Source organism: Paenibacillus sp. S29, assembly GCF_049319765.1.
GTDB lineage: Bacteria > Bacillota > Bacilli > Paenibacillales > Paenibacillaceae > Paenibacillus > Paenibacillus polymyxa_B.
The window spans coordinates 191,843-205,384 of the sequence record NZ_JBMOUI010000006.1 but is presented as its reverse complement, the minus strand read 5'-3'; the positions used below and the strand labels follow the sequence as shown (position 1 = coordinate 205,384).

General features: G+C 47.0%; 14 protein-coding genes and 1 riboswitch. Of the genes, 5 read left to right on the top strand and 9 right to left on the bottom strand.

Going from position 1 to position 13,542, the window contains the following annotated elements; genetic code table 11:
* Nucleotides 1-12: 12 nt before the first annotated feature.
* On the bottom strand, nt 13-765 hold the full coding sequence (locus ACL9RM_RS12880) for an MBL fold metallo-hydrolase (protein ID WP_414126350.1): 753 nt from the start codon (nt 763-765) through the stop codon (nt 13-15).
* A 158-nt stretch (nt 766-923) separates the two neighbouring features.
* Here ACL9RM_RS12880 and ACL9RM_RS12875 point away from each other — a divergent pair, with 158 nt between their 5' ends.
* Entirely contained in the window at nt 924-1,349 is a 426-nt protein-coding gene (locus ACL9RM_RS12875; RefSeq protein WP_025720601.1) for an Lrp/AsnC family transcriptional regulator, read from the top strand.
* A 65-nt stretch (nt 1,350-1,414) separates the two neighbouring features.
* Here ACL9RM_RS12875 and ACL9RM_RS12870 read toward each other — a convergent pair whose 3' ends face one another.
* Entirely contained in the window at nt 1,415-1,891 is a 477-nt protein-coding gene (locus ACL9RM_RS12870; RefSeq protein ID WP_414126381.1) for a GNAT family N-acetyltransferase, read from the bottom strand.
* Between the two features lie 132 nt (nt 1,892-2,023).
* On the opposite strand from ACL9RM_RS12870, the gene ACL9RM_RS12865 reads away from it, so the two are divergent.
* A complete protein-coding gene (locus tag ACL9RM_RS12865; RefSeq protein WP_414126349.1) occupies nt 2,024-2,950 on the top strand; it encodes an EcsC family protein in 927 nt (308 codons plus the stop codon).
* A 50-nt stretch (nt 2,951-3,000) separates the two neighbouring features.
* On the opposite strand, the gene ACL9RM_RS12860 is transcribed toward ACL9RM_RS12865, so the two are convergent.
* Entirely contained in the window at nt 3,001-4,269 is a 1,269-nt protein-coding gene (locus ACL9RM_RS12860) for an MFS transporter (protein WP_235307549.1), read from the bottom strand.
* A gap of 357 nt (nt 4,270-4,626) precedes the next feature.
* Between ACL9RM_RS12860 and ACL9RM_RS12855 the strand changes: the two genes are divergently transcribed.
* On the top strand, nt 4,627-6,618 hold the full coding sequence (locus ACL9RM_RS12855; RefSeq protein WP_414126348.1) for a stalk domain-containing protein: 1,992 nt from the start codon (nt 4,627-4,629) through the stop codon (nt 6,616-6,618).
* A 210-nt stretch (nt 6,619-6,828) separates the two neighbouring features.
* Nucleotides 6,829-8,598, top strand: coding sequence for an acid phosphatase (locus ACL9RM_RS12850; protein ID WP_250267631.1), 1,770 nt, complete (start codon nt 6,829-6,831; stop codon nt 8,596-8,598).
* Between the two features lie 125 nt (nt 8,599-8,723).
* Here the strand turns inward: ACL9RM_RS12850 and queF are convergent, their stop codons facing one another.
* The 6 genes from queF to ACL9RM_RS12820 form a co-directional block, all read right to left on the bottom strand.
* Nucleotides 8,724-9,221 carry a preQ(1) synthase gene (gene queF, locus ACL9RM_RS12845; RefSeq protein ID WP_013309106.1) on the bottom strand — a complete coding sequence of 166 codons (498 nt, stop codon included), beginning with the start codon at nt 9,219-9,221 and terminating at the stop codon, nt 8,724-8,726.
* Between the two features lie 348 nt (nt 9,222-9,569).
* The gene (gene queE, locus ACL9RM_RS12840) at nt 9,570-10,448 is read right to left on the bottom strand and encodes a 7-carboxy-7-deazaguanine synthase QueE (protein WP_250267632.1); all 879 of its coding nucleotides are present in this window, start codon (nt 10,446-10,448) and stop codon (nt 9,570-9,572) included.
* Nucleotides 10,441-10,932: a 6-carboxytetrahydropterin synthase QueD gene (gene queD / locus ACL9RM_RS12835; protein WP_061831179.1), complete on the bottom strand. Its 492-nt coding sequence runs from the start codon at nt 10,930-10,932 to the stop codon at nt 10,441-10,443. Before queD ends, queE begins: the two co-directional genes overlap by 8 nt.
* Nucleotides 10,925-11,608, bottom strand: coding sequence for a 7-cyano-7-deazaguanine synthase QueC (gene queC / locus ACL9RM_RS12830; RefSeq protein ID WP_061831178.1), 684 nt, complete (start codon nt 11,606-11,608; stop codon nt 10,925-10,927). Before queC ends, queD begins: the two co-directional genes overlap by 8 nt.
* A 134-nt stretch (nt 11,609-11,742) precedes the next feature.
* A riboswitch (PreQ1 riboswitch) is annotated at nt 11,743-11,786 on the bottom strand.
* Between the two features lie 79 nt (nt 11,787-11,865).
* On the bottom strand, nt 11,866-12,570 hold the full coding sequence (locus ACL9RM_RS12825; protein WP_013309110.1) for an AIM24 family protein: 705 nt from the start codon (nt 12,568-12,570) through the stop codon (nt 11,866-11,868).
* Between the two features lie 25 nt (nt 12,571-12,595).
* On the bottom strand, nt 12,596-13,036 hold the full coding sequence (locus ACL9RM_RS12820) for a hypothetical protein (RefSeq protein WP_023987365.1): 441 nt from the start codon (nt 13,034-13,036) through the stop codon (nt 12,596-12,598).
* A gap of 314 nt (nt 13,037-13,350) precedes the next feature.
* Here ACL9RM_RS12820 and ACL9RM_RS12815 point away from each other — a divergent pair, with 314 nt between their 5' ends.
* Nucleotides 13,351-13,506 (top strand): hypothetical protein, encoded by a 156-nt coding sequence (locus tag ACL9RM_RS12815; RefSeq protein ID WP_165176511.1) that lies wholly within the window; start codon nt 13,351-13,353, stop codon nt 13,504-13,506.
* Nucleotides 13,507-13,542: the final 36 nt, after the last annotated feature.

Below are 13,542 nucleotides of genomic sequence, written 5' to 3'. Positions count from 1 at the left end.
GGGATTATCGCCTTATCCCGAAATCGTCGCTCCATCTGATGGAATATGGACACGTCCCTCCAAACCTTCACGGTTGATGTGTTCCGTAAGCTCGGAGCGAGTTAGTAAACAATGGTTGATTGCTTCCATGTGGACAGCCACGATTTGTGTGTAAGAGGCATGCTGCGCAACAGCCGTTACATCTTGGGCAGTCATAATGATGGGATCACCAATCGTAAACCGAGCCCCTCCAGCGTTCACAATTGTCCACTCCGGACGGTATTTATCCAGTGCTTCCGCGACTTCACTGCACCAGATCGTATCCCCGGCCAAATAGACGACAGGTTCACCTGGTGCCTGAAACACAAAGCCGGATACGGGTCCCATCTGTTCCCCGATTTCTCCGGTGCCGTGATGCCCGGTAGTACGGATGATCTCAATTTCTCCCACGGAGCCAGCCACCGAAATCGGAGTAACCTGTGTAAAACCGTCAGCAGTAATTTGTTCTTCGTTTCCGGGCTGGCAGAAGACGGGAAGTTGTTTGTCCAACCAGCGTACTGCTGCCGGGTCCCAATGATCGGGATGCAAATGTGTGACGATGACAACGTCAGGCTGTCCGAGTGCCTGCCATTGCGGTGGCAAGGGAACCAGCGGATTACGGCGGGCATTTTCCGTATTGGGAACCGGCGGATTTACGCCAGCATCACTCAACATCGGATCAATCAGAAATTTTACTCCAGCGTATTCGATCCATAAGGTTGCGTTGCGGATTAGTGTGATTGTCATCTATGGAAGCTCCCTTGGTAGTGAATGTTTTTGGACAGAGTGTATTTTCGGTGGTTCTTTGTTTCTGTTACAATCATATCTGACGCAAGGAGCTACAGGCTACGGCCTGCTGAAAGGAAAACCAGCATTATCGTTTCATCATGAAAGGAAAAATAACTATGGAACTATTCGTACCTGATGACACCGATCTGCGCATTCTCCATCATTTAATTGAAGACAGCTCTTTATCGCACAAGGAGATCGGTCAGCTTGTTCATTTGACAGGCCAAGCAGTAGGAGCGCGTGTTCGAAAAATGCAGGATGCGGGCATTATCGAGGGCTATACGCTGCGTTGGAACCCTGAGAAAATTGGACAGACGATTCATGCCTTTATTACGGTTTTTTTGAATTCAGGAACAACTCACAGTGCTTTCCAGGCTTTTGCACGGGAGCATCCCTATATTGTCGAAATCCATCGAGTGAGTGGGGAAGGCTGTTATTGGATGCGCTTGCGCATGTCATCACAGGCAGAGTTAAATACCATGCTGGATGAGCTTACGAAGTTTGGTAATTACAAATTGAGTTTTTCCATTGGTGAGATTTAACGATAAAAGCTTTCGGCGTTTGTGCCGAAAGCTTTTTTATTTGGGCGAGGGCTATGAGGTCAACGTTATAGGCTCATTTTTAAAATATGCTGCAAGCCGTGTTGTCCCATTTTAGTGTTGCCTTCATCGATAAAGCCGCATTTGCGATACAGACTTTGGGCAGATAGATTACGGGCATTGACGCACAGTACAATCTCGCGAATATGTGGGAAGTGTCTGGCGATGAACTGTGGTAGTAGAAGCAGCCCTTTCTTAGCGAATCCTTGTCCCTGATCTGCGTAATGAATAGAGAACGCGCGCAGCAGCAGTGCCTCAGAAGTATTCGTATAGTCCGCTAATTCATCCCCATCGTATAAAATGAAAAATCCAACGGGTCTTCTAGTAGCCGTAATCACGACAGGATGGCGGTGCGGATCTTCCTTGGCCAGTGTCAGCATTTCATCCGGCATTCCAGTAAACTGCTTCTGCTCCTCAGGCAAGTAGAAGGTATGTAAAATGGCATCATGTTCACAATGGTAAGGGACAAGCTCTACATTATTCATCATTACACTCCGATCTGTATGGATTTTTGCTTACTATATCATCTAGTTTGCTAAAAAAAGAAACCTGAACTCGCCTTACTTACGTATTACCCATACATAAACTAGCATAGTCAAAAGGAGACGTCTACGGTTATGAAGCAGCTTACAGAATATCGGGAAAGCCAGGACGTATTGCGTCATGAGCTGAAGAATATTGAAAAATGGGAAAAGGAACAGAAGGACATTTTTTTCTGGGAAAAAATCGGCAGATGGCCTTTTATGTTGCTGGATCGGCTGACGCCCAAAGTCATTAAAGACAAGCTGGAGCAACTGCTTAATGAGATGGGTAGTTTCATTCAGAACGGCGGTAAATATTTGGTGAAGGAAGAAACGGTTCTGAACAGGCTGAAAAAGACGGCCCATGAACATGTAATTCAGCAAAATGGCGCAGATTCCGTGTCGGATACGCAGGACCTGCCTCGTGCCGGGGAAAACGCTGATTCGGAACATAGTGCCGAACCTAGGTGGGAGTTGAAGCAGGCGGCTGAGCTCCCGCTAACAATCATGGATCGGACTGCTGACGATATGACGTCGGCTCGCATTACCTTTGCTACCGCTCAGGGAGCAACAACGGGAATTGGCGGTGTGTTTACGATTGCGGCGGATATTCCTCTTTTGCTCGGCTTGTCACTCAAAGTGCTTCAGGAAATAGCCTTGTGTTATGGCTTTAATCCTCATGATAAGCAGGAACGCATTTTTATTATTAAATGTATGCAATTTGCTTCATCTGATATTGTGGGTAAGAAGGCCGTATTAGAGGAGCTGGCTTTGTTCGATGATCCTTCACGTCAGGCACAGGTTTTTTCCCAGATGCAGGGATGGAGAGAGGTCATTAACACTTATCGTGACCAGTTTGGATGGAAAAAGCTGCTTCAAATGGTCCCGATTGCGGGTATTTTGTTTGGCTCCATTGCGAACCGAAGCGCTATTAGTGACGTAGCTGAAGCAGGGAAAATGCTGTATCGGAAGCGTCGGATTTTAATGCGTTTGGAAGAAGTAGAGAGTGAGGAGTTACGTTAGTTGGGTATAAAGGTGTGTAGCGGCCAAGATGGCCGCTGCACGTTTGCCTGTTACACTTCGGCTCCATTTTCTTCCGCCCAGCGGTTCAGGGTTTTATCTGTAGGAAGCAGGAAGGTTAAGATGCCGAGCAGTGGCAAAAAGCCGCACAGGAACATGATGTGGGTGATGCCTACCTTGTCGATCCAGTTGCCGAGCACGAGTGCGCCCACACCCCCAAGGCCAAAAGCGAGGCCCGTAATGAGGCCGGACACCGTTCCGATTTTGCCGGGCACGAGCATCTGTGCATATACGACTGTAACCGAAAAGCTAGACAGCATAATAAATCCGATAATTGCCAGTAGGATCGCCGTCCAGAATTGGTTGGCATAAGGTAGTGCCAGCGCGAGTGGTGCAGCTAATACCATGGACAGAAAAATCATGTTGCGTTTACCAAAACGGTCCGCGAGCGGACCGCCAAAGAAGGTGCCCAGCGCTCCAGCCCCGAGGAACAGGAAAATGTAGAGCTGTGCATCAGCCAATGGCATTTTGAATACTTCCATCAGGTAAAACGAATAGTAGCTTCCGACCGAGGTCGAGTACCATGAACGGACGAATACCAGTAGAATGAGGACAATCATGGCAAACATAACACGGTTACGCACTTCAGGCTTCATGCGGCGTGCCACCGCTTTTTTGCGTGCAATGCCTTCTGTACGCAGGACGTTACCGTACCAGCGGGCGATGAACGATTGCACCACAATTCCCGCTGCCGCAATACCTGTGAACCAGATCGCACCAAATTGTCCTAACGGGATAAAAATCCAGCTCGTGAGCATCGGCGCCAGCGATTGGCCCGCATTGCCGCCAACTTGAAAAATGGATTGTGCCAATCCCCGACGCGGCCCGGCCGCCATATGGGATACGCGCGAGCCTTCAGGGTGAAAGGCAGCCGAGCCCAGACCCACAAAGATGACTGCGATCAGCACCGCTTTATAATCGGCAGCATAGGCGAGCAACAGCATGCCAGTCAGCGTAAAGCCCATGCCGATGGGAAGGATAGCGGGCGTAGGCCGTTTGTCTGAAAACAAGCCAATCACAGGCTGCATGATTGAAGCTGTAAAATTGATCGCGAATGAAATCCAGCCGATCTGCGTGTAGTTCAGGCTCATAGATTCCTTCAAGATCGGAAAGATCGCTGGAATGACCGATTGAATCGAGTCATTGAACAGATGGACAAAACTGATCGCAATCAGAATTGCAAAAACGGTGCCTTTCGCTTGTGGACCCGGGAGGGGGAGCGATCGGCCCGTTTCAGTTTTTGTAGCAGATTTACTAGTCATGGCAACCTCCGAATATGTATGTATATTTTAAGATATAGGAAGCGATCCGTTTGCAGCAAATGGCTGAAAGTGGGATTAAGGTCACCTTTACTCATTACTGCTTGCCCATCCTGCTGGATACTCTTCATTGCTCCATTTAGTTAGAATTTCTAAAATGACATATCCAAATTCAAACATTTACCATCCTCAAAACCGATATATATGTGAGTATTTTGCATAAGTCCCAAGAGCGCTTTTCAAATCAGCAATATAGAGATCGAAGTGATCTAGTTCGTCTATATAATGTATTTTTGAGCGTTGGGAATGGAATTATGCAAAATACTGATATGGAAATATAGATAGAAAAGGGGATCCGCGATGAGAAAAGCAACGAAGATTTTGCTGGCATTATCTATGGTATGTGGAGCGGTGGTGGGAACTACGTTAAACACTGGAGAAACAGCAGTAGCGGCAAATGTAACGACGAACAACACTTGGAAAAACGCTAAAATTATAGACGTGATCGACCGGAATAACTACATACTGGATGACGGTTCTTTATGGAGAAAGAGTATAGATGGCCCGGTTATTGAGAAATTGAATTTGAAAGGCATTACAGGCAGCAAAAACGAGAGCCAAGGTTATTATGGCTGGACTGAGGACGGGAAGGTAGCCATCTGGGATGATAACTCCGACCCAAAAGTGACGGCTCAATCCTCAGGAGTTAAAGAAATTACAGGTGAGGGTTTGGCTATTAAAACCGATGGGACGATCTCCTGGGGAAGAGAACAGGTTGAGGGAATATCGGATGCTATAGACGGTGATAAGGTAAGTACCTACTTTACGGTTCTTACTCGATCCGGTGATGTATGGTATTCCACAGGGTACGCAGAATCTAAGCCCCGCAAGATAGGTCATGTAGATGGTGCGCTTGATATCAAAATGAGTACGGCGTATGCTGCAGTGCTTAAGGAAGATGGCCATGTCACGATGCTGGATATGCTGACCAATGAACCACCGCGCGAAGTGGGAAGTGATATTGCTTCGATTTTATGGAAAAAAGGTACACATGTCTTGATTACTGTACATCATGACGGGACTGTATGGAGCTATGACCGAATGAAGAAATATCCAGCTGTGCAGCTTAGCGGGTTATCTAATGTTGCACGGTTGGTTGATTCGCCTGACGAGCTTTTTGCACAATTAAAGGATGGCTCTTGGGTTGGCTATAAGGACGGAATCACGACTGCGCTGAGCTTGCCTACATTAACGGGTATGTCCTTGTTGACGACCTCTAAAGAGGCTGCCATCGGCGATACGATTCAATTAAATGTACAAGAGACGTATTCGAACGGTTATCGACTAACACGTCATCCCGAAGCTAGTGAGATTGAAGTGGAGAAACCGCAGGTTGCCGAGCTACAGCAGAATGGTTCCGGTACACTCAAAGTAAGGGGCATTGGAAGCACATCCGTAGCTCTGCGGACCGAAGGAATACCATCTTCTTTTACACTAAAGGTTTCGTCCGATCAAACCTTGACCGGGGCGGCTATACTGAACGGTAATGTGTATTTGCCTGTGCAGTCTGTGTTCAAGACGCTGGGTGGATCTGTTACCGTGGTGAACCAGACCTTTACGATCAAGCTGGGTAAAAACAATATCGTACTCCAAAAAGGGAGTTCCACCGCAATGGTGAATGGTAAACCTGTTGCACTGAAGGGCAAGGTTCAAACGGTTAACGGACAGGTTGTATTCCCGGGAACATTACTGACCGATCTGAAGTTGGGCGGATTCAAATGGAATCGTGACCGTCAGCAAGGAGAATTATCTGTGGGCGCTACCAAGCTGGTCATTGAGACGCCGGAAACGGCAAAAATTATCAGAGCCATTGATCTGGGCAGTCTGTCCAAATTAATTGGCAAAACCTATTGGGTCAATAACTTCTATAGCGCTGGAGAGCGATTTGGCAAGGTAACAGTTAAAGATATCGAAGTCAGCACGGACCCGAATGGTGTTAAATCTTACGAAGTTATTTTCCAGGGGGCCAATGGCGAAACTTATGACACGTTTTCCATCATCGGAGCTTCACGCATTCCACAAATGCTGTCTGATTCCGATCAATTTCTGACTTACGATCCGTACAAGAAATACCAATGGTCGCAAGCCATCTGGAACAAGATTAAAAATAATGAGGTAAGCTTGGGCATGAATACGACGCAGGTGCAGTTCGCATGGGGAAACCCAACGGTCAGAGAAAAGGGGGCTGCTTCAAACGGAACTCAAGTCGAAGCCTGGGTATACGGCAACCGTAGTCTTTATTTCAAGGCGGTAGCTTTCGTGAATGGCAAAGTCATAGAAGTATGGCTGTAGGGTAGCTGGTTTTTCTATAACGGTTTGAACGAGGTGTCTCCAGAGTCGTATATACGGCTCTTGGGATGCCTTTTTTTCATTTAACAAAACTAAGCTCTTGATTTAACAAACTTAAGATATGATTCTTTATGTCATACATCTTGTTATATAGATAATAGCTCCGTAGAGAAAGTATGAAGAGCACAAGAGAAGAGAGGATCTGATTTGAGAATGAAATCGCTAAGGAAACCACTATCAGTTGCACTACTATCTTTACCATTACTTCTAGGTTCCCTGGGTGGAAGTTATGCGAGTGCGGCAACCCTACCAACAACGGTAACTCCAACAGAACCGTCATGGGGATACTTCGTAGATCATTATAAAAATAATAGTTCTGCAAATAAGACGGAAAGCTCTAATCCGACTCTCGGATTGCTCTCCGAATTTAATAAGCTTTGGACTCCCGGTGCTACTTGGGATACAGGTACCAAGCTAAACAGCAGCGTGCTGGACGCCAATATTCAAAAAGTGATTGATATAGCTGCCCGTCGCACTTCTAGTGAGGCTGATGCAGCTTATTTGGATGATCGCAGAAACCAGAGCTACAGTGTGATCGACGGTCTGGGTTCGCTCACTGATGTATATCGAAAGAATGCAGGTGCCACGACAACGATCAACGACATTCCGGCAGATGCTCTGACTAAGAAATACGAAGATGAGGGAACGAATGCTGGGAGTACAAGCTCCAATCTCGGCAACATCGTAAATCTGGTAAATACCTTGCGCGGGGAATATTCTACGACGAACCCAGCTAAGTCTTATTTTAGCTACCCTCGCCCATTTCGCTGGAGCGATAACTCAGTAGTTGTTCCGAGCCTTATTCCCGCTCTCAAAGCCGATGCTACTAGCGATGGCGGCTTTCCTAGCGGTCATACCAATGCTGCGTATCTCAGTTCTATTGCTATGGCCTACTCCGTGCCGGAGCGTTATCAGGAACTGCTGACGCGAGCTTCGGAGCTGGGCAATAACCGTGTTGTTGCTGGTATGCATTCCCCGCTTGATGTTATGGGAGGACGTGTCATGGCAACAGCGATGGCTGCTGCTATCCTGTCTGATCCAGCCAATAGCAGCTTGAAGAAAGCAGCTTATCAGGATGCTCATAAACAATTGCTGTCCCAAAAAGGTACAGCCCCAGATCGGTTCAGCAATTATGCCACAAACAAAAAAAATTATAATCAACGATTAACATACGGATTCAGTCAGGTTAATCCAACCGCGACGCCTATGATAGTGCCTAAGGGAGCTGAGGTACTATTAGAGACACGCTTGCCTTACCTGGATAGCACACAACGTCGTTGGGTTTTGGCTACTACAGGGATTCCTTCCGGCTATCCTGTACTTGATGATGCTGAGGGATGGGGACGATTGAACTTGTTTTCCGCTGCGGATGGCTACGGTGCTTTCGCCAATAATGTGACGGTGAATATGGACGCTTCCAAAGGCGGTTTCAATGCATTGGATCGCTGGCGCAATAATATCTCTGGTGTTGGAAAGCTGACTAAAAAGGGAACAGGTACGTTGAAGCTAATGGGTAACAATACGTATTCCGGCGGTACACAGATCGACCAAGGTACTTTGGAGGGAACTTCGGAAACGGCTTTCGGAAGTGGTGGAATTACGAATAACGGGGGAACTCTTCTTAAAAATGCTTCTGGAAAGCTGATTATTGGCGGAAATTACAGACAATCTGCCAAGGGAACACTTGAGCTTAACCTGCGCAGTAAAAATGATGTACTCAAAATAAAGGGAACAGCTATACTCAACGGAAAATTACGTCTGAATTTTTCTAACAAATATGTACCGGCTAATGGTGCTACGATCTTAACTTATGCTAAACGGAATGGAGCATTTTCTTCGATTGAAACGGTAGGTTTACCAAGCAATTATAAAATGAAGGTTATCTATACAGCTGACAGTGCTCAGTTGAAAGTCACTAAGTAAAACATAATTAGCTCGCTATATAACAATTGAAGTGCACCTTTAAAATACATGGGGATAAACCAGAAGGTTATCCCAACGTGTATTCTAGGGGTGCACTTTATGGTTTAAGGATAGGGAGTATTAGCTTAACGGTTATCGATCTTTTCCGGGTACATATCATGGTTCATCATGCGGTGCTCCGCTATCTGTTCATACTTCGTTCCTGGCTTGCCGTAGTTGGTATACGGGTCGATAGAGATGCCACCGCGTGGCGTGAATTTGCCCCATACTTCAATGTAGCGAGGGTCCATCAGCTTAATCAAGTCATTCATGATGATATTGACGCAGTCTTCATGGAAATCGCCGTGGTTACGGAAGCTGAACAGGTACAGCTTAAGGGATTTGCTTTCTACCATTTTAATATCGGGAATGTAGCTGATGTAGATGGTTGCAAAATCAGGCTGTCCTGTAATCGGGCACAGGCTGGTGAACTCCGGGCAATTGAACTTTACAAAATAATCCCGATAGGGATGTTTATTATCAAAGCTTTCGAGAATGGCGGGATCATAGGCAAAAGTGTATTGTGTGCCTTGATTGCCAAGTAGGGTAACGTCGGTCATTTCTTCGGGTGTTCTTCCGGTCATATGGATGAGGCTCCTTAAGTTTAGTTTGGTAAAAGAGAGAGGGAGTTATGGTGATGGGGAGGTCGCTCCGCGAAGGATTTGAGCTTCCGATCGCTATCGCTTCTCCAGCTTCAATTCCTCCGCTTCGCTGCCGACCGCCGTCAACACCATAAAGTCCCTACCCGTTTACATATTGGTTGGGGCAGAAGTGAATAATGCTCGCTCCTATATGAAAGGAGCGTTATTTTGCGAGAAACCCCGCCCTCACGGACGAGGGTTTCTCTTTTGGATGTCGAGGGTGTACTTCGACTAATTTGGCGTAACTTGTGTATCACATACAGCTCATACGGAATATATTACATATAAGTGTTATACGCCGCGTTTGTTGCCCCATACGAGGGTGTGGAGCTGTGGGAGTACTCTTACGTCGTTTAGTCGGGAATCGTCCATGACACGGTCGATAAGCCATTCATAACGATGGAGTAGGGACTCCGCAATCTGTCCGGTGTTCTCCGTGTTTACATCTGGATTACCCGTCTGGAGGAACAGCGGTACGTGTGGATAGCGCTCGTGAACGGTGCGGGCGTAGGCAAGATCGGTGTCATCGAAGATGACGACCTTCAAGCTGCAAGCTCCGGTATAGAGCCGCGCAGATTCATTAGCGGATTCCTTCAAGCCTGTTGCGGTTGGGATGTTGGACGTAGCTCGGGACTCGCCAGCCATCTTACGGTTTGACAGACGGGCGACGATATCATCCAGCACGTCCCAGTTGGTCGTCATACCCGAGCTGGGCGGCTTCGGGGATAGGGTTACCTCATCGATATCGTACAGCCATTCCTGCCAGCGGGAGCCTTGTGTTTCGACAGCGGTGGCAATGCCTTGGCTGCGCAGCAGGGTGATTAGCTCCCCAAGCTGCGGTAGCAGGGCAGGATTGCCTCCAGAAAGGGTCACATGCGAAAACCGTTCGCCACCGATGGCCTTCAGCTCCTGCCAAATGTCTGTGGCACTCAGACGACGGATCTGATCCTTGGCGCTGCCGTCCCAGGTAAAGGCAGAGTCACACCACGAGCAATGGTAATCGCAGCCTGCGGTACGAACAAACATTGTTTTACGACCAATGACCATCCCTTCGCCCTGAACGGTGGGACCAAACACCTCCAGTACGGGAATAGGGGCTGTTGAGGCCTTGTCGGGTGTAGTCATAGGTTGGTGAGTATTTACGGTATTAGCAGTTACAGTATTACTCATCGAGCATCCACTCCCGTCGGAATTCGGCGTAGCTGGTAGGTGTCTCGAACAACCGTACAAACTCGGTACGTCCACCTTCGACACGGTTGCAGTATGCATCCGAGGTCAAGGCTGACTCCATTTGTTCAAAGATCCAGACGACCATATTTTCCGCCGTTGTATTCATTGGAGGAAGCGTCTCATTCAAGTAACGATGGTCTAGAAAAGGCTCAATCCGCTCTTTCCAGATCGTTTTGATGTCACCAAAATCCAGCGTTAGACCCGTTTCGCCCGGTATACCGCTTATGCCAAAAACGACGATGTAGGTATGACCGTGCAGATTTTTGCATTTGCCTTCGTAGCAGTGCAAATGATGTGCTGCATCGAATGTAAATTGTTTGCTGACCAATACACGTTTGCGGTGATAACGCAGCTGAGAGTGCTTAATGTCTGTCCCGAACTGCTGGAGCTTGTCGACAATGCGGAAGGTACCTGGATCACGCATGACCTTCAACTCCTTGGGAGGAAGCTCCGCGCATCGCGAGATATTGCTCGAGTCCAGCACGGCGAAGTTTGCAAGCAGGGCATTCGCCACAGCCGTCGCCAATGACGCCGTTATAGCACGTTAGTGTACGTGTTCTTACAAATTCAAAAGCTTTCAGCTCATCGGCCATCTGCCAGGTTTCGGCCTTGTTCAGCCACATGAGCGGGGTATGAATCACAAAGGGATAGTCCATCGAAAGGTTCAGTGTGACGTTCAGCGATTTGATAAAAGAATCCCGGCAATCGGGATAGCCGCTGAAATCCGTCTCACAAACGCCTGTAATCAAGTGGCGCGCTCCTTTTTGCTTGGCGAGAACTCCCGCGAAGCTCAGGAACAGAAGGTTGCGACCGTCTACAAAGGTGCTAGGCAGTTCGCCTTCCTGTTGTGTAATGTCAATGTCGGTGCGTGTGAGGGCATTAGGGGCTAGTTGATTAAGCAGGCTCATATCCAGTACCGTTTGCGGAACACCTAGTTCACGGGCGATTCCAGCGGCTACTTCGATTTCCTGCTTGTGGCGTTGACCGTAATCGAACGTCACGGTTTCTACTTCAGCAAAATGTTTTTTTGCCCAAAATAAACAGGTTGTGCTGTCTTGGCCGCCGCTGAATACGACGACTGCTTTTTCGTTTGCAAACATAAAAAAACCTCTCGATCTTCTTGGAATGGTGCAAGACACGGAGTCTTGTCACTTGGAAGAAGGAGAGTTCTTGAACCGACTTCAACAAAAAACAGGCCTTGCCCCGCGAATTCATTTTTCTTGCGGAGGACAAAGCATCGTTAGTTTTTTATAGAGGGAGTTCGCGAACCTCTCCCATGCATGACGCATGGATTTTCTTCATTAGTATCTGCCACGAGGACAGACGGCTTTAGCATTGTCATTATAGCATGGCAGGGCTATTTGATAAACACTCCACCAAATGGAATGACTTCCCGTAAAAAGCGCTTGATCACGCCATCGTCGTTCATATCCTGTTGGAGCCGCCGATGATGTTCCCCGGCATGGAATAGTACGGTACCCTGTCCGGTCATTTTAAAATGATAGTTCATATGCTGGCTGGCCAGATGGTTGCCGTACACGGTCAACTCCAGTTTGGCGTTTTCGGGATAGGCAATGACGCTGCTCGCATCCACATATATCGGCTCTGTCGGATGAAGCTGTTCTTGACATACCAATCCCTGTGTCAAAAGACCGATTTGACCCACACCGTCAAATTTCATTTTTATAACATCGCGGCTAAACAACATGTTTTTCATGCTTAGCAGCTTGGTACGCATTTGAATACCGGAGCTGTACCAGAACAGGTTGCGAAAATCGTATAACAGATCATCGCTTCCTTCAAGCTTAATCATTTTTAGACTAAAGCCAGGTGGAAGTGCGGCAATTAGGCGACAAGCACCTGTGAAATCGGCCTGAATCAGTTTGTGTTTGCGATACATGCCCTTTATATTCATTAGTTTATCACTACGGCCTGAGCTGGGTCCGCGGTATGCGATGATTTGCTGCGGATGCAGAACGTGCAGCTTTTCTCCTTCCGCCAGATCGAGCGTTACGACCGAACCGACGCTTTCATCATGGTGTTGTCCTGCTTGTATGTCCATTCAGACCTTTCATCCTTTCAGGCAGTTAGTATCTTCCCGAACGTCGACGCATCCCGTAACGCAACAGTCGGATACCGATAAAATAACCGGCCAGCAGAATTATAGCTGTGATGATGAGCATTTTATTTCGGTGTGAAGCCTGATCGCGCTGGGTTTGAAGATTTTTTAATTCTGTGACAGTGTCAGTCAGCTTGCGGTTTTGCTCCAGTAATTGGGCGTTTTGCTCTTGATAGGCTTCTAAGCTGTTACGGGCCTTCTCCAGATCCTCCTGTGTTTGTCGGTAGCTTTCCTTGAGCTGATACACATCACCGGGCAACCGCGAAAATTGCTCGAAGCCTTGGTACACATCATCCCAATAAGCAGCATGTACTTCGGGTACACGAGTTATCCCAAAAATAAACAAAAGTGCTATAGCAGCGCAGACAATGCGACGGTACAAAGCAAAACGACAAGTTGGTCGTGCCAAGAGATGTTCCCCCTTTTGATAAACCAAGATGTTAGATGATATAGATCATTACCCATATGACATGGTTACGTATAATATAACGATTCGGATGCAGATTTTAGAATAAACGGACGATAAATATGAAGAAAATGCTCTCAAAAAAAGTCGATATATTAGTTTAAGTGTACCTTAAAACGGGTATATCAAGGAAGCGGCAACATTCCGGCATTTTTCCCAGCATACGAGTAAAGAACGATCCGCACCTGATCAGGGGCTTAAGTTGAATAAATGAACTGAAATATATTAAAAATTGATATAAAAGGAGATTTTGCAAGATGAATGAGAGAGAACAAAACTATAAAACTTTAAAAATCACTGTAAATGGAAAGCCGTTATCAAAGGATCTCGTCGTAGATAGCACTACTTTTGCTCCTATATCTGATATTTGCACAAAAACGAATGTTTCTTTAACAGAAACTACAATCTCATAAGTAAATATAGAAGTAGACTATAATATAGCCCGGCAT